The organism is Roseovarius aestuarii (assembly GCF_019966515.1).
Lineage (GTDB): Bacteria > Pseudomonadota > Alphaproteobacteria > Rhodobacterales > Rhodobacteraceae > Roseovarius > Roseovarius aestuarii.
Window position 1 is genome coordinate 468048 of the sequence record NZ_JAIMIB010000001.1, and the last position, 20057, is coordinate 488104.

The window sequence follows — 20057 nt, forward strand, 5'->3', positions numbered from 1 at the left end:
AGTACGAAGAGGCTTCGAAGGGAGGGGTAATGCAGGACGCGCAGGTCGACAAGCTCAAAAACATGATGGCGGTCGTGACGACCGGCACAGGCGGCTACGACAAGCTTGAATACAAGCTTGTGCCCATTCCCGTACCCGGCCCGGGCGAGGTGCTCTTGCGCGTGCTGGCCGCGGGCGTAAATAACACAGAGATCAATACGCGGCTTGGCTGGTATTCCTCATCCGTGACAGACGGCACCGGAGATACCAGCAATCACGAAGACCGGCCCGATGGCGGCTGGAATGAAGCGACACCCTTTCCTTTCATTCAGGGCACCGATTGCTGCGGCGAGGTGGTCTCGGCAGGCACCGCCGGCGATGAAGGCCGGATCGGCCAGCGCGTTCTCGTGCGATCATGCATGCGCAAGCACGGTTTCGACCGGATGGATAATATCTGGATGGGATCTGATTTCGACGGTGCATTCGCCCAGTATGTCAAAGTGCCCGAAAGCGAAGTCTTCAAGGTGGAATGTGACTGGAGCGACGCCGAGCTGGCAACGATCCCCTGCGCATATGGAACAGCCGAGAATATGGTTCACCGCGCAGGCGTGTGTGCCGGCATGAGTGTTCTGGTGCCAGGTGCATCGGGTGGTGTAGGATCAGCACTTGTCCAACTCGTCAAGCGGCGCGGTGCCGAGGTTATCGCCATAACCAGCGCCTCTAAGCGCGAAACCGTAGCGCAAATCGGCGCAGACCGGGTGCTGACCCGCGAGGACGATTTGCTGGACGTCTTAGGCAAGGAGAGCGTCGATGTTGTCATCGACAACGTTGCGGGGCCGGGCTTCGGCATCATGTTGAAACTGCTTCGGCGCGGGGGCTCTTACGTCTCGTCCGGCGCGATCGCCGGACCAATCGTCGATCTAGACATGCGCGACATGTATCTCAAAGATATCACGCTGATTGGCTGCACCGGGTGGGACGAGCCGGTCTTTCCCAACCTGATCTCGTATATCGAAAAGGGCGAGATCAGGCCGCTGCTGGCCGATACCTACCCCCTTGCCCAGATCGCGGACGCGCAGAGGGATTTCCTAGAAAAGCGATATACCGGAAAGATCGTACTGATCCCCCCTGCGGACGATTGCGGCGCGGCGTAGAGATCTTACCCTTCATATTAATCGACACGTCCGAAAGTAGCTATTGGCCGAATTCCTGGATCATCCCTTTCCGCATCGAACCCATTGGCCACGCTACCCCCATCATGCGACGCCCTGAGGTGATGCGCTTCGTCAAACACAAAGCCAACCGACCAATGCGACACAGCTGACAAACATGAAGCAAGATCAGACCGTCATATTTCGGCCAGCTTTCCACGTTAAGTTGTGCATCAAAGATCGAACCAAAACAGAGGCGACGGCGGCATGGCTGTGGATCTGAAGCAAAAGCTGAATGATATTGCGCCATTGCATGCCAAGGCTATAGTGACTTAGGAGCTACGTGAGGGACGGCTGAACCAACAGAACTGACCTGCATCAGAGAACCAAAATCTTCTCATGCGACGCGTTTGGATCATGTCGAGAGTTAGATCATGCCCGACATCATCGGAACAAATAACGATGATAATATCGACGTTAGTAACGACGATGGCACGCTGAATGGCAGCCCGCAGGGTACGCCGATTGATGATATTCGTACTCGCGGCGGCAATGACACGATTTCGGTCACAGATAGCACAATCGCCAATGGCGTTCGCGGCAATCGCGGATCTGACGATATTTCGGTTTCGGGAAGTACAATTTCCGGCACGCTCAACAGCGGGCGAGATGATGATACCGTCAGCGTTCAGGGCTCAAACGTTGGCAATATCCGGTTAGGCAACGGCAACGATACACTGGATTTCATAGGCTCGACCGTTTCGGGCGACGTCCGGGGCGGCAGTGGAACCGATACGCTCAATCTCCCGGTCGGAACGATTGTAAGCGACTCGTCGTTCGGCACATTTACGGTGACGTCCGGTGGGAGTTACAGCCTGTCTAACGGCACCTTCACGCTACCTTCCGGAAATACAATAACCTACTCAACCTTCGAAAGCGGAACAGGATTTCCATGCTTTGCGGGGGGCACTTTGATTAGGGCCAAGAACGGGCTTGTTCCAATCCAAAACCTCAAGATTGGCGACGCCGTCCCAACGTCAGAAAACAGACTTCAAAGGATACGTTGGATTGGCCGGCGCTTTTTGCCCCATGACGAACTTATGGCCAATCCCAACCTGCGGCCAGTGCGGATCAAGGCAGGGTCGTTAGGCAATAAACTTCCGGCCAGAGATCTGCTCATCTCAAGACAGCACCGTATGCTGGTGAATTCGAAGATTGCCGCGCGCATGTTTGGCATTTCCGAGGTTTTGCTGCCGGCAATAAAGTTGGCTGGACTGCCGGGAATCTACTTGGATGAAAGCATTGAAGCCATTGAATATTTCCACCTTCTTTTTGATCGTCACGAAGTTATTTTTGCCGAAGGTGCGCCAACCGAAAGCCTGTTTACCGGCCCTGAAGCGCTCAAATCAATCAGTGCGGAAGCAAAAAACGAGATTTTGGCAATTTTTCCGGAAATCGCTGATATCAGATACAGGCCGGAACCGGCCCGATACATACCACCCGGACATCGGCAAGCACGTCTGGTGGCGCGTCATCTACAAAACAAAAAACCTCTTCTTTGCGCACATAGCTAGGCGACAAAGCAACAAGATCCGCGTCGTTGACCGCAATGTTGCCCCCAAGCTCGAATGAATGGCGTTCAAACAAAGCCTGTAGCGTTTCGGCTGGACGTTGAATCAGATACCGGATCAAAGCCTAGATCGCCCAACGCTGCGCGACCTGCCAGAGGAAGCAGCGCCGTAACGTGCTTCATCCGCCATGAGAATTGTCAGGGTAGAAAAGCCAGGGACCATCGAACTGTCCGACGGGGATATGATGCGACACCAACCCGCCTCGTATCTCGTGTAACAAAAATCCACCCGGCTCCCTTGTCAGGCAGTTAGGTGCAGCGATGCGCTGGTCCATAGTGACAGCATGCGACGTGCCCGGGGCGATCTGGCAGATTACGTTGCCAAATAGCGTGACGATATTTCGGTGCACATGGCCGCAGATCAGTTTCGCCTCGCCGCGATAAGCCGACAGAATTTCGCTGAGCGCCGCGCTGTCCCTCAGGTTCTGAATATCCATTTTTTCCTTGCCAGTCAGGAACGGCGGATGGTGAACGCCCACAATGACCGGTTTTTCACACGCTGAGTCCAAGGCTTGTTGCAGATAGCCCAATGTTGCAGCGCTGAGATGCCCATGAGGCTTGCCGGAAACGCTTGAATCGAGTCCAATCAGAACGAGGTCTGAAAAGTCCTGCGTCCAGTTGATCGGGCCAGTTTTTGGCATCCAGTCCTGATCAGAAAAACTGGACCGCATCGCGTCAAGATCATCATGGTTTCCGGGCACCGCGCGGAAGGGTATTTGCAGCGGCTCCATGATATCTCGAAACCTCTGGTATTCCTCGGCCGTGCCAAAATCCGTCAGGTCACCGGTTACAATGACCATGTCGACAGGACCTATCTGTGGCAACATTCGGTTGATCGTTTCGACGCAATCAGACAGCGGGGTTGCGGTGTCTACGCGGCCATAGGCAAGCTGGCCGTGTGGCACGATATGTGGGTCGGATATCTGAATGATTTTGGTCATTCTGCAGATCCGGTTTGCTGCAGCAGCATCAATGCCTCAGGCTTGATCGAAATCTGCACGGTATCACCTGGCTTGGGCGCATTCTGGCCCGGAAAGATCGACGTTAGTACGTCAGTCATGATGCCTCTAATGCTGACGCGGTAATGCGTGCCAAGGAAAGTGACGCTTTCGACCTGGCCGCTCAGCGGGCCCGTCGGATCGACCAGCACATCCTCGGCGCGCACAAAGACGTCCTGTCCGGTGCCATCTTGTTGCAGCGGTAATACGCCACCGGGCAGCATCAGTGCAGAGCCGTCGATTTGACCTTTCAGTTGCATCGCGTTGCCAACAAAACCAGCGACAAAGGCGGATTGCGGATTGCGATACAACTCCTCCGGCGTGCCGCTTTGGGCAACACGGCCCTGAGACATCACAGCGACACGATCGGCAATTGCCATGGCCTCGTCCTGATCGTGGGTTACGAAGATTGCGGTGATCTCAAATTTGCGCAGCAGTATCGCCAACTCGTCGCGCAACGTCTCGCGCAGGGCCGCATCCAGTGCCGAAAGCGGTTCATCCAGCAACAAAACGCGCGGACGCGGGGCGATGGCGCGCGCTAGGGCCACACGCTGCCGCTGACCACCCGACAACGCGGCGATATCGCGATGCGAGAAATCCCCAAGCTGGCACATGTCCAGAACTTCGTGCACCCGGGCATCGATCTCGGGCTTTGGCAATCTCTGCATCTTCAGGCCATAGCCGATATTCGCGCGTACAGACATGTTGGGAAAAAGCGCATAAGACTGGAACACCATGCCCACGTTGCGGCGCTCGACCGGCAGGGCGGTGACATTATCCTCGTCGAACCAGATTTCCCCGCCCGCGTCCGGCGTTTCCAGCCCGGCAATGATCCGCAGCAAGGTCGTCTTGCCACAGCCGGACGGACCCAGCAGGGATACGACCTCGCCGGTGTCGACCGTCAGTCCCGTCGGCAAAAGCGCCCTTGTGCCGTCGGGATAGGTCTTGGCGGTGTTGGTCAGTCGCAGGGTCATTGGGCGATCCTTTGGGCACGGGCCGACGCCCATTGCATGGCCATCAATAGCGGCACGATGAGGACGAAGAATACAAGCGTATAGGCCGATGCGATTTCAAGCCGCATGGAAGCGTAGCTGTCCGCCAGACCGACGGGCAGCGTCTTGAGATAGGGTGTGTGCAGCATCCAGGTCAGGTTGAATTCGCCAATCGACAAGGTGACGACGGTGAGTGCACCTGCCAGAATACCGGGCATGGCATTAGGCACCACGATGTCCCGAAACCGCTGCCACGGAGAAGCGCCAAGCGATGCGGCCCCTTCTTCAAGCGTCTTGAGGTCCATCGCGGCCAGAACCGCCAGGATGGACCGGACCATGAAGGGCAGCGTGTAAAGCACGTGACCCACCAGAATGAATGTCCACGACACGCGGAAACCCTTCATGGAACCGTAGAGTTGCAAGAGCGCAAGTGCCAGCGCCAGGCCTGGTACCGCAAGGGGGAGTGAAATGAATTCCTCAAGCAGTCGCGACAGCCAACCTGGGTGCCTTGCGAGGCCGTACGCGGCTGGCAGGCCAATGATCAGTGTCACGAACAAACAGGCGATGGCGATCCAGAGCGACAGAAAGATGCTGTCGGCATAAAGCTCCCACACCTTGTAGACCCATTTGAAGGTCAGGCCGGAGGAGATGCCCTGAAAATAGTTGGCCGTGACGCCCGCCATGACCGATAGTATCGTCGGGATCAGCAGGAAGGCACAGGCCGTTAAAGTGACCGTCAGTTGCAGCATCTTGGCCTTGGAGTTGAACATCTCAGCCCCCCGCCGCAACGGTTGTGCCCGATAGGCTGCGCGCGATCAGCAGCAATATCCAGGTGACGATGCCGAGCACAATAGACAGGGCCGAGGCCATAGCAATATTGGCAGACAGCGTGAACTCGGTGTAGATCACCATCGGCAGGACGTCGATATTGGTGGCCAGCGTGAAGGCGGTGCCAAAGGCGCCCATAGCCGTGGCGAACGCAATGGCGCCGGCTGCGATCAGCGACGGCATCAACCCTGGCATGATCACATCCACCACGACCCGGTAAGGTGACGCCCCCAGCGTGCGCGCGGCCTCTTCAAGCGCGGGGTCAAGTTTTTCCGCGGCTGCCATCACCGTCAGCAACACCCGCGGGATCGAGAAATAGAGATAGCCAAGAAAAAGACCAATGACCGAATAGGCAAAGACCACATGCCCCGGTGTGATCTGATTGATCAGCCCCTGACGTCCGCCAAGCAGTATGATCAGGAACCCGATTACCACGCCCGGAAAGGCCAGTGGCAAAGTCATGATCGACAAGAGCAACCCCCTGCCACGAAACCGGTTGCGCGACAGGAACATGCCCGCTGTGGTCGAAATGGCAAGCGCTGCAAAGGTCGTCGCCAGCGAGACAAGCACCGTCAGAACCAGCGTGTTGAGGTATCTGGGCTTGCGCAGGATATCCAGGTAGATCGCCCAGCCCGCATCGCCTTCACCCGAGGCGAGAAACAATCGCACAAGCGGCAAGGCCAGGAACGCCAGTGAAAAGATCAGGAGCGGCGTCAGGCACGCGAGAACAAAATTCCGATTATTCATTGGTTTTGCGGGACCGGACCGTTGCCCGGCCCCTCCTTTTGAATAGGGTTATTTGACTTCTGACAGATATCGCTCGCCAAACCCGGCCTGCGCTTTTTCCATCTTTGCATAGTCAACCGCGACGGCACGTTCGTAATCGCTTGCCGGCAGGAATTTCGCGGCCACCTCGGCAGGCAGCTCCACCGGGCGCGATGGCTGCAGATAGGCGTTCGTCCAGATTGCCTGACCTTTGTCGGACAGGATGAAATCCAGTACGCGTTTGCCAAGCTCGGGGTTCGGGCCGTTGTTCACTAGGCTCATCACGTAGGGCACGCGAACGGACCCTTCGCAGGGCAGCACAAATTCGAAATTCCCGTCTTCTTCATATTTGCCGCGATAAGCGTTGAAATCATAGTCGAAGAGGATCGGAATTTCACCCGAAACGACCCGCGCATACGAGGTCTGCTTCGGCACGATGGGTGAATTTTCGGCCAGATCGTTGAAGAATTTGATCGCCGGGTCGAAATTATCCAGATCGCCGCCAAACGCCATATTGACTGCCACGGCACCGGCATAACCAACAAAGGCCGAGGACGGATCAAGATAGCCGACCATGCCGCGATAGTCCGGCTTGGTCAGATCAGCGAAGCATTGCGGCACCGCCGCGCCCCCCAAGGCATCGACATTCACGAAAAATCCCAGGGTGCCATAGTGAATGGCGAACCATTTGCCATCGGGGTCCTTCAACCCCTCCGGAACCTCATCAAACCCCGCGGGCTTGTAGGCGGTCGCGACACCCTCGTTTCCAGCCTTGATGCCGGTGGTTACACCGTAATAGGCGACGTCTGCGACGGGGTTGTCCTTCTCGGCCAGAAGCTGACTCAATGTCTGGCCCGAGTTCTTGTTGTCGTGGGGCATCTGAATGTCGATTTCCTTGTCGATTGCTTCAAGCATCGACGCCCAGTCCGCCCATTGCGGCGGGCAGTTGTAGCACACCGCATCTTCGGCAAGAGCCGGTGATGCGATAGTCATTGTCAGAAAGGCAGCTGCGAGTTTATATCTCATTTTGATCTCTCCAGTTGGATTTTAGCGTTCTTCTTGGGTGGATTATTTGACGGCGAAAAAGTTGCACCTTTTTCGCCGTCAGTTCTTTCTGCTGCTGGCGGCGCAAGGCTGCCTCCGGCGCGGAAACTGAATGATAAATCGGGCTCAGGCTGTTTGGGTGGTCGGTTACCGTTTATGATTGACAACACCGTTTCAGCGGCACCGCTGCCCAGCATTTTCGGGTCCGTAACGATCGTCGCAAGGCTTGGCTCGACCATCGTGCCTACTTCGATCCCATCAAAGCCTACGATGGACAGGTCAGCTGGCACATTCAGCCCAAGCACGCGGGCGCTGCGAATCGTGGCAAGCGCCAGAAAATCGTTGGATACGAATATCCCGGTCAGTGTCGGGTTGCGCTCCAGAAAGGCTTGCAGGAGCGTCGTCAGGTTTTCGCTGTCGTCATCAATTTCCAGCAATGCTGGTTCCTTAATGCCGTATTGGGCACAACCTTCGACAAAGCCTTGATAGCGCAGACGCGCCCGGTCCGATGATTTGAACTTAAGCGCCAGAAAGCCAACTTGCTTATGACCCTCGTCTTTGAACGCCTGGGCTACCGTCAAGGCGGCCGCGCGATCATCCACCGACCAGCTTCTTTCGTTTTCGGGCGCCGCGTTGAACAAAAGACAGTGCGGAATTTCACGAACCTGAACTGATTTCAAACCATCGCTTGATGCGGCATCGCTGACGGTCAACACAAACCCATCGACCTGTTTGGCCAACAGCGTTCGTATGACCTGCACCTCGCTTTCTGTGTCGTAGTTCGTGCAGACAAGCAGCGTTTGATAACCTGCGGCCTGAAATGTTTCCTGCGCACCCTGAACGGCATCAGCAAACACCGGATTAGCCAGCGACGGAACAACACAACCAATTGTGCGGGTCGTACTGCTTTGCAGCGACCGCCCGATTTCGCTGAACTCAAAGCCCAGTTCATCAACGGCGTCGCGCACCCTTTTTCGCAGCTCTGCACTGGATGGGCCCGTGCCGTTCAACACCCGACTGACAGAAGCAACACCGCAGCCGGCAGCTTGGGCGACATCCTTGATGGTAACGGGTTGTCGCACATTCCCCCCTATGGAAACGTTTCCATACTGATAATCTCATTTACGAAAATAGGCAAGCTAAGCAACAAACAGATGACAGTTCTGCTTTGATTCAGGTGGCGTTGGAACCCCGCTGCCAATGATTTCGATGAATTTGGTGGCGTGATTGGCATCCAGCGGAAAGCCAGCAAGATTAGTGCAAAGCGCCCTTGGCGTGTGAGGCTGGGCGTGCGCCGAGGCATCGTTGATTTCGCCCAGCTCACAATCGCCAACTCGGTGTTATGGTCTTGGAAATTCGGTACCGCTAATTTGAGGCGCAATTCACATGGCCCGGACAAAACGCGTCACTCTTCGACAAGTCGCTGACCACGCGAAGAGTTCTCCGATGAACGTGTCAAATTTCGTAAGTGGCCGATTTGACCTGATGACCCGCATAGTCGCCTTGTTCAGCACCGCACTGGACGGCAAAAAACGCTGGCACATTACCTGTCCGGCGGGGAGTGATAGAAGGCAAGATGCCCGAACCCAAACCTGTATCGGAGACCAGCGGTGGTTTTGCGGTGCGGCTATTTCCCATGCCCGCGCATAAGCGCATTCCCGCAGACACGATGAACGGCAAGATCGTGCTGCAACGTTGGGTAACGGGCACCAATACCCATGCCTATTCGCCCGAGGTCCATTTCCTGAACACTCCGGTCATCGTGCAGGTTGAAAACGGTCATTTAGTCAACTTGGAAGGCGACGCGGCAGATGTCGCCGCCTTTCGCACCCACGGCCGCATGGTGGCCGACAAGTTCGGCTTGGACGAAACACTGAACCATTCATGGCATCACGGTCTGAACCCCAGCACCGGCTATTTCGCCACCGCCAACAATGATCCGGCGCGGTGGAACTGAATGATCTTCGGCTCGCCCCGTCATCTGCGTTTCCACACCTGCGGTGACTATCCCCTGGGCGAGATCAACTGGCACATCATCGACCCGACCGTGCGATATGACGGAGAGGTCTTTCTGAATTCCGGTCAAGTCGCATTCTTTCAAACCGCCGAGGCGCGCGACCCTCTGAGGGATTATGGACTGCGTCCGCAGGACATGACCACCCATCAAGATATCGGATTGTGAGATCACACTATGCCCAATTCCGTCAGTTGGATCGAAGATGGCAGGCTGGTCACGGACTTCCTGACCGATGAGATACGTCACGAGGTCTGCCGTGAAGACGGCACACTCCATCGTCTTTATCAGGCCCTGTCCTCATGGCCATCGGCCATCCCGCCGGTCCATAAATTCTATCAGGCCATCTTGCATGCACCGGATGCTCCCCTCGACCTAAACAGCGCCGAGTTCGTCGCAACCCATGTGACCATTCTGAAAAACTGCACTTATGCGCGGGCACATCATGGCGCAAATTATTGCGCGACCGCCTCGGACCGGACCAGGGCCAAGGCTGAGCTTGAGGTATTGGAACGCGATAACCTGCAATCTGACCTCCTGTCGGACCGGCAACGCGCCGTTGCAGTCTATACACGCAAGCTGACCCGGGAGCCGCAGATCATGATCAGGGCGGATATCTACGGATGCCCCCGATCTGATTGATCGCGCTCTGGAAACCGTGCCCCGCACCATCAGGCTCTACGATCTGAACGGCAACCTGAAGGTCGACATGTCCAGCCGGATCACCTCCTACTGCCCGGGTCACAACTGCGTACGCATTCTGGATCGTGTCACCGGCACGCTGCGGCCATGTACGCTGCAGGACATTCGCGAAACCGCAAAAGTTTACGAGGCGCTGGCCAATATCAGCATGTCCTGCTCGCTGGGCTATCCCGGTAATGTTCCGGCCGAGGATGAGGGGGCTGCAACCGTCAAAACCCTGTTCGAGCATTGCACCAAGCCAGCGGCAATTCTGGCGCATGACGAGCATATCCAGGCCCGCATTCTGGCGCATCTGTCGAATCTCGCTGGCGGTTATCAAAATCTGGGGGATAAACCCATTGCGCTTGAGCTGATGGGGCCGATATCGCCGCTGCGACTGCCGGCGGAATTTTGCGAACGCGTCATCAACGCCGCCCACCATCGCCTGCCAATCGTCTGCTACCCGGCAACGTTTCCGGGCATGTTCAGCCCGATCAGCGTCGCCGGGGCTATCGCGCAATCCTCGGCTGAAGCGATTGCCGGTGTTGTCATCCATCAACTGACCGAGCCGGGCGCACCGATCCTGAGCGGCTCCGCGGTTCTGCCCATGGACATGCGACAGGCCGATCTCGCCTATGGCTCACCCGAATACATGCTGAAGGGCTTGGAGCTGCAGATTACTTCAGCGCCATCGGCATTCCGTCATGGATCGGTGCGGGCTGTTCGGATTCCCACGCCTTCGATGCGCAGGCTGCGGCAGAGGCCGGGGCAAATATGGCGATCGCCGCGCTGGCGGGCACACCATTCGTGGATAACCTCGGATTTCTGTCTGGCGGCAGGACCGGCTCGCTAGAAATGCTCACACTCTGCGATGAATTGGTCGGCTGGACCAACCAGATGTCGGTTGGCTGCACCGTGGACGCCGACGCTATCGCCTTCGATGTGGTCAAACGCGCCGCGCCAGAGAACTCCTTTCTGACCGATCAACACACGCAGGACAGATACCTAAGCGAGAACTGGTACCCTGCTCTTTTCGAGCGATCCGATGCCGAAGCCTGGCTTGAAAACGGCAGCGCTGACCTGCAGGCGCGGATTAGGGCGAAACTATCGGAGATTCTGGATTGAACTGAAAGAGCGTCACTGTGCGACAGCCGACTCGTCTGATGTGACACGGAAGAACATCGTGTAAAGCACCGGCACGACGATGAGCGTCAGGATGGTCGCAAAGCTGAGACCGGCAATAATCACCACCGCGAGAGACTTAAAAAACGGGTCCCACAGCAATGGCATCACACCCAGCACCGTCGTCAGCACACCAAGAGATACAGGCCGCACACGACTGACGGCGGCATCCACAACCGCGTCCATACGGGCTTTTCCCGCGCCGATCTGGCTGTCGGTTTCGTCCAGCAAAACAATGGCGTTCTTGATGAGCATACCGGTCAGCGACAGGACACCGAGGATTGCCATGAACTCGAGCGGCGTGTTGGTCAGAGCAAGGCCCCAGATCACCCCGATCAGGGCAAGCGGCACGGTCAACCAGATGATCAAGGGTTGCCGCAACGCGTTGAACAGGAAAATCACCACGAGGATCATGGCGCCGAAACCAAGAGGCATGGTTGCAGCCAAACCGGCGTTGGCTTCAGTGGAGTTTCCGAATTCCCCCTTCCATTCAAGCGTGTAGCCGGGGGGCAGATCAATTGCTTCAATGGGGCTTCGAACGGCGTCGAACAGATCACCGGACAATACGCCAGGTGCGTTGTCGGACTGTGCCGTGATGGCCAGTTTGCGATCAATGCGCCGCAGGTTCCCGGCTTCGAACACCAGATCGAAGCTATCCACCACCTGAGATATCGGGATATACCGCCCGGTCACCTGGCTGAATATCTGCACGTCCCGCAGCGCGCCAACCTCGTTTCGGGCAGTCTCAACAGGACGCATGACAATGGGTCGCAGTTCGTCACCTTCGCGGAATGTACCAATATTGGCTCCGCTCAGATGGGTATAAAGCGCATTTGCGATTTCGCCCTGTGTCAGGCCCAGACGCCGGGCGTTGGTTTCGTTTATCACGGGGCGAATGACCTGCATCTGCTCGCGCCAGTCATCCTTTATTGCGATGGCACCTGCTTCCGCCATGATCCGTTTGGCTTGCTCTGACAAGTCGCGCAAGACGCTGACATCGGGCCCGACAAAGCGGGCTTCGATCTTGGAGCCGCCACCGGGCCCGAGCACGAATGTCCACACCTTCGCGGCCGAATTGGGATATTCCACATTAACCCAGTCCTGCAACACAGCGCGCAGATCAGCGATCTGGCTATAATCCTCCACATCGACCAGCACCTGACCATATGACGGGCTAGCATCCTCGCTTTCATAGGTCAGCATGAACCGCGTATGGCCCCCACCGACGCTTAGGTTTGTACCAGTGACACCATCCAGGGTGCGGGCGAATTCTTCGATCCTGAGCAGGTCTTTGCGTGTTTGTTCAATATCCGTGCCCAGTGGCAGGAAATAGTCGACCACAAACTGATTTCGGGTGGAGGATGGAAAAAAGCCCGCCGGGACCTGGCTGAACATCGCAAGGGCCGACCCGAAGAGAGCCAGTACTATGACAATAGTGATGAAACGGATTCGGATTGCTTTGCCCAGAATGCTCCGATAGCCGCGCAGAACCGCGTTTTCGCCCTTGGCTTCGGCCTTGCCGGACTTCAGCATCAAGGTGCAGAAATAAGGCGTCAACCAGATCGCGACGAGCCAAGAGAACAGAAGCGCAATGGCGATCGTCCAGAATAGACTGCCCGCATACTCTCCGGTGTTGTCAGGAGAAAACCCAACGGGTGAGAACGCCAGAAATCCAACAATGGTACCGCCAAGCAGCGGCCATTTTGTCTGGTTAACAACGGCCATACTGGCCGCTCTCGGTTCTTCTCCCGCCTGCACCCGCACAAGCGTGCCTTCGACGACAACAATGGCGTTATCTACCAACATGCCCAGGGCGATGATCAGCGCACCCAGCGAGATACGCTGCATGTCCAGACCATATAGATACATGCCCATCAACGTGCCCGCGACGGTGACCAACAGGATACCACCCATTAGGATACCCGATCGCAGCCCCATGAAGACCAACAGAACGCCAACCACGATGATCAGCGCCAGAACGACATTCATGACAAAATCAGCCACGGAGGTCTTGACGCTTGAAGACTGGTCCGAGATCGCCACCACATCCATTCCGATGGGTCGTTCCGAGATCAGCTGGTTCATGCGTTCCTTCACCGCCTCGCCCATATTCACCACATTACCACCGATGGTGTTTGAAATGCCGATACCGATGGCGGGTTGCCCATCGCGGTAAAGCGAGGTTGTCGCCGGATCTTCGAGGCCACGGGAAATGCTGGCGATGTCGGACAGGCGAAAGGACGCCCCGGTTTGCGGGTTGGTGATCAACTGCGCACCAATCGCGTCAAGCGAATCGACAGCCGATAGCGGGCGTAACGCCAGCCGCGTGTGGCCTGCAACGATTGATCCGGCCGGTGACACCAGGTTCTGACCCTTGAGGATATCAGCGATCTGCGTCGGCGCCAGACCAAGTTCAATCAACCTGGCAGGGGCATACTCGACATAGATGACCTCTTCCTGCACCCCTGAGAGAACGATTTTTGAGACACCGTCGACAGTCACCAGATCACGCTGCAAATCCTTAGCATATTCGTGCAATTCGGTCAGCGAATACCCGTCGCCGATCACGGCAAAATAAAGCGCAAAGACATCTCCGAAATCATCATAGACGATAGAAGAAAGCGCGTTGGGCGGCAGGTCGCTTTGTGCGTCATCAACCTTTGCCCGCAGTTGAGCGAACCGCTGGTAAAGCGCGTCGTAATCCTTGGTGGATGCAATGGTGAACTCGACAGATACATTACTCAAACCCGGCGACGAAACCGATCGCACCTCATCCACGCCTTGCAATTCCTGCAGGGCATTTTCGACAACCTCGGTGACTTCTTCGGCGACCTCTTCGGCACTGGCGCCCGGGTAAGGGGTGATAATCTGCGCCTGACGAATGATGAATTCGGGGTCTTCGAACCGCGGCAAGGCGGTGTAGGCAAAATAACCAGCAACCAGGATCAGGATCGACGCAACGGCTGAAATCAGCCGCTTCTCAATGGCGAAACGGGCCAAATCCATAATTTAGCCCCCAATCTTGTCGACGGGGCGGATAGTCATGCCGGGCGTCAAAGCGTGAACACCCGCAGCGACAACGGTCTCACCTGCTTTGATCCCTTCGGTGACGCCCACCAAACCGCCTGATACCTCACCAAGCACAATTGGCCGTTCCGAAACAACGCCCTTGTCATCGACCACCCATACTTTCGGCGTGCTGTCGGCACTCGCCGCAACCGCGGAAAGGGGTACCGCCAAGGTTGGTTGCGGCCCCGGTGCCGAGGACACAACAGTACCAACCATACCCGGCAGAACAAACGCCTCTTCCGGAACGTCAACAGCGACGCGCCCTCGGTAAGTTTGCGTGGCGCTGTCTGCCTGCACAGAAAACTCCACGGTTTCGGCCGCAAGGGCCTGGCCCGGCAAGGCGTCCAGCATGACAACGTTTTTGATCTTATCGGCGCCATTCGCCGTCAAAGCGGTGACGTCAGGGGCCGGCACGTCAAAGGAAACATGAATGACCGAAAGCGCCTGCAACAACGCAACGCTCTGACCGGCCTGGATGTTGGTGAAATTCTCTACATCGCGCCGGGCAATGACGCCGTCGAAAGGCGCGCGCAATGTCGCGTCGGAAATATTGTTCTCCGACACCTTGATCTGCGCCTCAATCCCGCGAATAACCGCCTCTGCCGCCTGAATTTCTTCAGGTCTCCCACCCTCGCGTCCGATGGCAAGATTTTCAAGCTCGGCTCTCAGCTGTGCTTCAGCCACGCGCAGGGTTGCTTCATCCTGTTCACGGGTCACGCGGGTCACGGTACCGCGTTCCTCAAGATTGCGCGACCGCTCCACCTGATCGCGGGCTTGTTCAACCTGCGCTCGGGCGGCGTCGACCGCTGCTTCCAGAGACGAAATCTCCTGTGGGCGTGCGCCCGTCTGAAGCGCTGAAAACTCTGCTTTCGCCTGATCCAGCTGGCTTTGCAGCTGGGCCATCTGGGTTTCAAAATCGCGGGTATCAAGCTGTCCGATAACATCACCCGCCTTGACGCGCATCGATCCGCGTATCGGCAGCTCGATCAAATTACCGCTGACCCGGAAGGAAATCTCAACCTCTTGCGATGGAAGGACAATACCGGGATAGCGGCGGATGATTTCGGTCTTCTGCTCCTGAACCGTGAAGACCTTTGCCGGTCTTGGCGTATCCTGCGCAAGTGACGGGAACGCCAGAATTGACAACAGTAGAGCAGAATTCAGTAACCGTTTCACTTGATCGATCCCTTCAATAGTCTTGGCCAACAAGCTTGCCGCATAGTAGGCAAATGTAACCTGAAGCGATCAAGTATTGACAGGCATTATCGTATAAATCGCCATCGGCAGCCTCTTCCTGCTTTTTGAGTGCGCTGTCTCATGTCGTCGTGTTCGCCATTTGTAACCTCAAAATAGCGAAACTGTTTGGTGCAACACAATCGGTAAGACGTTTTACGGAACCCGTCCTTGCTGAGCGCAGCTGTTGGCAGCTTGATCATCGCGACACGTTGACTAGAAGCTTCTGGGCTGTCGGATTCTATGCTTCGGATGCTTTTTCAAACTTCGCCGATAGCGTATATTTCTCGACCGTAACCTACACGACATCAGGATGCGACGATATCGCCCCTGATCCTTCCATGCGCATTTTGAGCAGCTTTACCGTAATCGCAGATGTGCTGACTTTCGGGATCAACATCACCTTTCTCATCCGCATTCTACCTGCTGTCTTGTGCACCCAGCGGTTCACGAGCGACCGACAGGCATTCATCGCCTGGAAACATGACGCCAAGCGACTTTGCTTCCCGACCAAAACTCGAACGGCGCATAAAATTGAGGCTGGGTAATAGCGCGCGCTTCCCCTTGCTAGTGGCCTGATCACGACGTCGGGCAGCGCGCTTGTGGGATTATTCAGCCACCGGAACGGACGTTACCAGCGTGCCTTCGTCGGCATAGAAGGGAAACACGATATTGTGCCGAGAGTTGGTCTGTTCAATCTCATATTCCAGATGCACTTTCATCCGGCCTTGCGCCCAATCTTCGAACCGGACCTTTACCTTGCGCAGGATGATGCGCGGCTCAAAATAGAGAATGGCGCGCGATATGGCGTTTTCGATAGCCCGCGCGGTGGTGGTGTTCATCGGCTCAAAAACCAGATCGTGAATCCGGCATCCATAATTTGGATGCATGACCCGTTCGCCGGGGCGGGTCTCGAACAGAATGCGCAGGCTTTCGTTAATGTCATCGACAGCCTGCACCAACCGCGCCGAGCCGGTATTACCGTCGAACTCGACCGGGAAGCGCCAGCCTCGGCCCAGAAATCCCGGATCATCCTGCATCGCCATCACATCAGCCCCCGATCATCACGGTCGGACTGCCCATCACAATGGTCCCGCCATGGGCAGTGCTGTCGCCTAGACGCGCCGCCGGAGTGCCGCCGATCATCACTGTGGCCGAGCCCTTGACGATGGTCGACGGTGGGCCGACGCAGGTGCAATTATCGCCCATCACGGCGGCGGGCAAGCTGTTGATCAGAACCGTGGGTTCACCCGGCCCGATAATCGGCCCGCCCACATGCGGCACGATGCCGGTCACCATCGGGCAGGTTTGGGTATCTGTCAGTCTTGCTGCCGGGGGCATGGCCGTTCTCCTTTCTCAGTTGATCATTACCATCGAGCCCTTGACGGTGGTCTGGCCGCCCGAACTCAGCTCGGCGGTGGAACCGCCCTTGACCGTGGCGCCCATATTGCCATTGGCCGTGACATTGTTTCCGTCAATTGTAACATCGCCGCCACTTGAGGAAATCGAGATATCGCTGCTGGCGGTGAGGTCGAGCGTGCCGGTGCTGTCGATTGCAACGCCGCTATCGCTCATCGTGATAGAATTCCCGGTCAGGTCGGTGACCGTGACGGTTTTCTGATCGTCATCCATGACGATCGAATGCCCGCCGGGGGTCTCGGCAGTGAGGATTTTCTTGTCGTCGTCAAAGGTGATCGCAAGTCCTGAAATCGTAGTCAGGGTCTTGAGTTCGTTTTCTTGAGTGGCGTCATTTGTCCGTACCAGACTGCCGCTGTGGAGCGAACCCAGGATGACCGGCGCGCTGGGATCGGCAGAGAGGAAGCCAACGATCACCTCATCATCGACCTCGGGCAAAAACTGGATGCCGGCACCGTTCGAGGCGTAGGGCTGCGCATAGCGCGCCCAGATTTCCGCCGGGGTCTCTCCCATCAGGGGCAGGCTGACCTGTATCATCGTCGCGTCAGACATCGGGTTGACACCCGCGTCATCGACAATCGCCAACACCTTGGCCACATGAAGCCCGTGCACCGGTGCCGTCAAGGCCGATCCGGCTGGGGCTGCGGCGCCGAAACTGTCGCCGCGCCAGCCCTGCGGCAGACCCAGTTGCGCGGTGGTGGTCCAGTGACCGTCCTTCAGCACATGGGTAACGCCGGAAACAAAGGCCGTACCCCCGACACGCTCGCCCACGCCGGTGAGTTCGATCGTATCGCCCGGGCCCGCTGTGGCCGAACCGACATAACTACACCGCCCCTGCATCGACGCCAGGCTGACGCGGTCAGCACGGGCCGAGGCCACATCGGAAAGCGACAATTGACCCTCGGCATATGGCGTGGTGAGGCTACGGGTCCGGTCGTCGGTCACGCCGGTCAGGTCGCTGAGCGTCGAGTTACCCCAGCTACCGCTGGCAGCGGCATCTGAGGTCTGGGAGGTCACCGCCTGATCCGCGGTGCTCCAGCCAGTAACCGAAGCGGTCTTTTCCAGCGCCACCGTGTCCACCCGCGCGTCGAAATCGAGCACATCAACGCCCAGGGTAAGGGTGAGTTTGGCGCTACCCGACGGATCAGGCGCGGCGGCGGCGATCGTGCCGTCATCCACAGCGAGCGTCATTCCGTTGCGATCCGCCAGCATCCGAAGGAAATCCCAATCGGTGCAATCATACTGGACGATATCTGTCTGTGGGCCATTGGTGGCACCGATATCTGCAGTCAAACCGGCATCGCTGATGATCTGGCTCATCACATCCGAATCCTTAACCTGCGTTGAAGCTGCAGTGCGACGGATATCCGCAAGCGCGATTGCCTTGTCGCGGCAGGTCAGTTCCAGCTGGCTGCCGGTCGCGGCCCGGATGCGCAGACGGGTGGCAGTGATGATGCCCTTGAACAGTGTCTGTTCCGAGTTGGAGCCATAGAAGGCAGCGATTTCGATCTCGGTGCCGGGTTTGTTGTCATCGCTGTCCATCAGCGGGAATTCGTTTTCGGGGATCGAGCCGTCATCCAGGACCACCACCGCGGACGGGATACGGTTAAGCTCGCTCTCCACATTTACCGATACGATGCCCACCTCATCGGCCAAAGCAGTTCCGTTCAGCTTGATGCTGACGCCCAGCGGGCCGTCGGTATTGGCGGTCGGGCTGTCGGCCATCGGGTCTTCACCTCATCGGCGGGAACCGCAGCAAGGTTCCCGGCTGGAGATCGCGGAACCCGTCCAGATCGTTGAACCGGGCAATCTCAAGATACTTTGAGACATCCTTGTAGACCCGTTGGCACATCAGCGGCAAGGTATCGCCCTCGCGCACCTGAAGGATATGGGTCAGATCGGGGGATTTGTCATTGCTTTCCTTGGCCTCCATCTCTTCGGTCAGTGCCTCGATAAAGGTCATCTTGACCGTTGCCCTGAGGGGCGTGCCATCGGTTTGGAACAGCGAGTAATCGACATCAAGCCCGGTCATCCGGCCCTGAAAATCCGAGAGGCCATCGCCCCATTCGATTTCCACCGGGTTCGGTTCATGATTGTCGCCGTCATAGCTATAGGCCACGTTACGCAGCTGTTCGAGCTGATCAGTCACGGTGGTATCGGCGGCGTCGGGTACCACGCCGGTGCCATCAAGCGTAATGGTCAGCGACAATTCCTCGGGGTCGGAGCGGTCGTATTTTGGCACCGGCTTGGACTTGCCGATCGCGGTGTCGCCATCGACGCCGGAAAAGCGGGTCTTGTATTTGCGGCTGAAGGCGGACGGGTTGATCGTGGCATTGAAGATGTTGTCATCGCCGGACATCGGGACGATGTCGCCGCCGCTGATTTCGCATCGCGTGATCTTGAGTTTTGTCAAATTCCCCCCCGGGACTTACTTTTCAACTCTCGCGTAATCGTCGTTCGATACGCTCGGCAGCGCGCGCCACCTCTTCGCGCAGGTCGCGGCGCAGTGCTTCAAGCACATCGCGTAACCGGTCTTCGTTGACGGCATCGTCCGAATCCCCCTGCCCTCGTCCAAACGACCCGCGCACCACCAGGCTTCCGATTTCGATACTCATGTCAGGTCTTCCTTTGGATCGAAAGATAGGACAACTCAATCGTCTCGATGGCCAACTCGTTCTTCATCGCATCGAAATTGCCAACACTCCACTTAACCGGATAGGCATTTTCGACCGACCAGCTGGCCACCGGCACCATCAGCTCGTTCATCAACATGATCACCACCCCCTTGGGCTTGATCGCCTCGTCAAATCCACCTTCGAGCGTGGACTTGCACCAGAGTACCAGCCCACTGGCCATCGTTGTCATCGCCCGTTTTAGCACAAGGTTCGAATGCGTCACCTTGTCCGGCAGGTTATGCACGAAACGGTTCTCACCCCCCTCACGCAGCGGTGTCGTCTCGATCTTACTATCAAGCCCGCTGACCTCCTGAAACGCCATATCAAGCACAGGCGGATCAAGTCCGGTGAAGGTCACATTGAAGTGGAATGCGACGGGTGGTGTTACCAAATCCATGAA

21 protein-coding genes and 1 pseudogene are annotated in these 20057 nt (G+C 57.1%); 8 read left to right on the top strand and 14 right to left on the bottom strand.

Annotated features, from left to right (window positions below; genetic code table 11):
- The first annotated feature begins 29 nt into the window (after window positions 1-29).
- A complete protein-coding gene (locus LC334_RS02250) occupies window positions 30-1133 on the top strand; it encodes an alcohol dehydrogenase family protein (RefSeq protein WP_223412847.1) in 1104 nt (367 codons plus the stop codon).
- 431 nt (window positions 1134-1564) lie between these two features.
- Entirely contained in the window at window positions 1565-2704 is a 1140-nt protein-coding gene (locus tag LC334_RS02255; protein ID WP_085798588.1) for a Hint domain-containing protein, read from the top strand.
- Between the two features lie 175 nt (window positions 2705-2879).
- Here LC334_RS02255 and LC334_RS02260 read toward each other — a convergent pair whose 3' ends face one another.
- From LC334_RS02260 to LC334_RS02285, 6 genes are read right to left on the bottom strand one after another with little or no spacing between them, the layout of a single operon-like run.
- Window positions 2880-3701 (bottom strand): phosphodiesterase, encoded by an 822-nt coding sequence (locus LC334_RS02260; RefSeq protein ID WP_085798589.1) that lies wholly within the window; start codon window positions 3699-3701, stop codon window positions 2880-2882.
- Window positions 3698-4732, bottom strand: coding sequence for an ABC transporter ATP-binding protein (locus LC334_RS02265; RefSeq protein WP_085798590.1), 1035 nt, complete (start codon window positions 4730-4732; stop codon window positions 3698-3700). The genes LC334_RS02260 and LC334_RS02265 overlap by 4 nt, the downstream gene beginning before the upstream one ends.
- A complete protein-coding gene (locus LC334_RS02270; protein ID WP_085798591.1) occupies window positions 4729-5520 on the bottom strand; it encodes an ABC transporter permease in 792 nt (263 codons plus the stop codon). Before LC334_RS02270 ends, LC334_RS02265 begins: the two co-directional genes overlap by 4 nt.
- 1 nt (window position 5521) lies before the next feature.
- Window positions 5522-6325, bottom strand: coding sequence for an ABC transporter permease (locus tag LC334_RS02275; RefSeq protein WP_085798592.1), 804 nt, complete (start codon window positions 6323-6325; stop codon window positions 5522-5524).
- A 48-nt stretch (window positions 6326-6373) separates the two neighbouring features.
- Window positions 6374-7369, bottom strand: a complete 996-nt coding sequence (locus LC334_RS02280) for an ABC transporter substrate-binding protein (RefSeq protein WP_085798593.1) — start codon at window positions 7367-7369, stop codon at window positions 6374-6376.
- A complete protein-coding gene (locus tag LC334_RS02285; protein ID WP_085798594.1) occupies window positions 7366-8469 on the bottom strand; it encodes a substrate-binding domain-containing protein in 1104 nt (367 codons plus the stop codon). Before LC334_RS02285 ends, LC334_RS02280 begins: the two co-directional genes overlap by 4 nt.
- Window positions 8470-8963: 494 nt before the next feature.
- On the opposite strand from LC334_RS02285, the gene LC334_RS02290 reads away from it, so the two are divergent.
- From LC334_RS02290 to LC334_RS23005, 5 genes and pseudogenes are all read left to right on the top strand, one after another.
- Entirely contained in the window at window positions 8964-9344 is a 381-nt protein-coding gene (locus LC334_RS02290) for a hypothetical protein (protein ID WP_085798595.1), read from the top strand.
- On the top strand, window positions 9345-9569 hold the full coding sequence (locus tag LC334_RS02295; RefSeq protein WP_085798596.1) for a hypothetical protein: 225 nt from the start codon (window positions 9345-9347) through the stop codon (window positions 9567-9569).
- A 9-nt stretch (window positions 9570-9578) separates the two neighbouring features.
- Window positions 9579-10043, top strand: coding sequence for a carboxymuconolactone decarboxylase family protein (locus LC334_RS02300; RefSeq protein ID WP_085798597.1), 465 nt, complete (start codon window positions 9579-9581; stop codon window positions 10041-10043).
- A 16-nt stretch (window positions 10044-10059) separates the two neighbouring features.
- A pseudogene (locus tag LC334_RS02305) lies at window positions 10060-10680 on the top strand (trimethylamine methyltransferase family protein); the annotation flags it as partial.
- A 110-nt stretch (window positions 10681-10790) separates the two neighbouring features.
- Complete coding sequence (locus LC334_RS23005) at window positions 10791-11207, top strand: trimethylamine methyltransferase family protein (protein WP_280522411.1); 417 nt, start codon at window positions 10791-10793, stop codon at window positions 11205-11207.
- A 12-nt stretch (window positions 11208-11219) separates the two neighbouring features.
- Here LC334_RS23005 and LC334_RS02310 read toward each other — a convergent pair whose 3' ends face one another.
- Together LC334_RS02310 and LC334_RS02315 are read right to left on the bottom strand one after the other, a co-directional pair.
- Window positions 11220-14270: an efflux RND transporter permease subunit gene (locus LC334_RS02310; protein ID WP_085798599.1), complete on the bottom strand. Its 3051-nt coding sequence runs from the start codon at window positions 14268-14270 to the stop codon at window positions 11220-11222.
- Window positions 14271-14273: 3 nt separating this feature from the next.
- Complete coding sequence (locus tag LC334_RS02315; protein ID WP_223412848.1) at window positions 14274-15479, bottom strand: efflux RND transporter periplasmic adaptor subunit; 1206 nt, start codon at window positions 15477-15479, stop codon at window positions 14274-14276.
- 155 nt (window positions 15480-15634) lie between these two features.
- Here LC334_RS02315 and LC334_RS02320 point away from each other — a divergent pair, with 155 nt between their 5' ends.
- Window positions 15635-16114: an ion channel gene (locus LC334_RS02320; RefSeq protein WP_085798601.1), complete on the top strand. Its 480-nt coding sequence runs from the start codon at window positions 15635-15637 to the stop codon at window positions 16112-16114.
- A gap of 60 nt (window positions 16115-16174) precedes the next feature.
- On the opposite strand, the gene LC334_RS02325 is transcribed toward LC334_RS02320, so the two are convergent.
- From LC334_RS02325 to LC334_RS02350, 6 genes are read right to left on the bottom strand one after another with little or no spacing between them, the layout of a single operon-like run.
- Window positions 16175-16612: a GPW/gp25 family protein gene (locus tag LC334_RS02325; protein WP_223412849.1), complete on the bottom strand. Its 438-nt coding sequence runs from the start codon at window positions 16610-16612 to the stop codon at window positions 16175-16177.
- Window positions 16613-16616: 4 nt separating this feature from the next.
- Entirely contained in the window at window positions 16617-16907 is a 291-nt protein-coding gene (locus tag LC334_RS02330; protein WP_085798602.1) for a PAAR domain-containing protein, read from the bottom strand.
- A 15-nt stretch (window positions 16908-16922) separates the two neighbouring features.
- A complete protein-coding gene (locus tag LC334_RS02335; protein ID WP_085798603.1) occupies window positions 16923-18707 on the bottom strand; it encodes a phage baseplate assembly protein V in 1785 nt (594 codons plus the stop codon).
- A 7-nt stretch (window positions 18708-18714) separates the two neighbouring features.
- The gene (locus tag LC334_RS02340) at window positions 18715-19395 is read right to left on the bottom strand and encodes a CIS tube protein (RefSeq protein WP_085798604.1); all 681 of its coding nucleotides are present in this window, start codon (window positions 19393-19395) and stop codon (window positions 18715-18717) included.
- Window positions 19396-19417: 22 nt separating this feature from the next.
- Complete coding sequence (locus LC334_RS02345; RefSeq protein WP_085798605.1) at window positions 19418-19597, bottom strand: hypothetical protein; 180 nt, start codon at window positions 19595-19597, stop codon at window positions 19418-19420.
- A 1-nt stretch (window position 19598) separates the two neighbouring features.
- Window positions 19599-20054, bottom strand: coding sequence for a phage tail protein (locus LC334_RS02350; protein WP_085798606.1), 456 nt, complete (start codon window positions 20052-20054; stop codon window positions 19599-19601).
- Between the last annotated feature and the right edge of the window lie 3 nt (window positions 20055-20057).

Bases quoted from the DNA above. Each gene is read 5' to 3' on its own strand.
- LC334_RS02275 (WP_085798592.1), bottom strand. From the start codon at position 6,325: ATGAATAATCGGAATTTTGTTCTCGCGTGCCTGACGCCGCTCCTGATC.
- LC334_RS02295 (WP_085798596.1), top strand. From the start codon at position 9,345: ATGATCTTCGGCTCGCCCCGTCATCTGCGTTTCCACACCTGCGGTGAC.
- LC334_RS02350 (WP_085798606.1), bottom strand. From the start codon at position 20,054: ATGGATTTGGTAACACCACCCGTCGCATTCCACTTCAATGTGACCTTC.
- LC334_RS02255 (WP_085798588.1), top strand. From the start codon at position 1,565: ATGCCCGACATCATCGGAACAAATAACGATGATAATATCGACGTTAGT.
- LC334_RS02330 (WP_085798602.1), bottom strand. From the start codon at position 16,907: ATGCCCCCGGCAGCAAGACTGACAGATACCCAAACCTGCCCGATGGTG.
- LC334_RS02325 (WP_223412849.1), bottom strand. From the start codon at position 16,612: ATGGCGATGCAGGATGATCCGGGATTTCTGGGCCGAGGCTGGCGCTTC.
- LC334_RS02250 (WP_223412847.1), top strand. From the start codon at position 30: ATGCAGGACGCGCAGGTCGACAAGCTCAAAAACATGATGGCGGTCGTG.
- LC334_RS02270 (WP_085798591.1), bottom strand. From the start codon at position 5,520: ATGTTCAACTCCAAGGCCAAGATGCTGCAACTGACGGTCACTTTAACG.
- LC334_RS02310 (WP_085798599.1), bottom strand. From the start codon at position 14,270: ATGGATTTGGCCCGTTTCGCCATTGAGAAGCGGCTGATTTCAGCCGTT.
- LC334_RS02260 (WP_085798589.1), bottom strand. From the start codon at position 3,701: ATGACCAAAATCATTCAGATATCCGACCCACATATCGTGCCACACGGC.
- LC334_RS02290 (WP_085798595.1), top strand. From the start codon at position 8,964: ATGCCCGAACCCAAACCTGTATCGGAGACCAGCGGTGGTTTTGCGGTG.
- LC334_RS02265 (WP_085798590.1), bottom strand. From the start codon at position 4,732: ATGACCCTGCGACTGACCAACACCGCCAAGACCTATCCCGACGGCACA.
- LC334_RS02335 (WP_085798603.1), bottom strand. From the start codon at position 18,707: ATGGCCGACAGCCCGACCGCCAATACCGACGGCCCGCTGGGCGTCAGC.
- LC334_RS02280 (WP_085798593.1), bottom strand. From the start codon at position 7,369: ATGAGATATAAACTCGCAGCTGCCTTTCTGACAATGACTATCGCATCA.
- LC334_RS02300 (WP_085798597.1), top strand. From the start codon at position 9,579: ATGCCCAATTCCGTCAGTTGGATCGAAGATGGCAGGCTGGTCACGGAC.
- LC334_RS02345 (WP_085798605.1), bottom strand. From the start codon at position 19,597: ATGAGTATCGAAATCGGAAGCCTGGTGGTGCGCGGGTCGTTTGGACGA.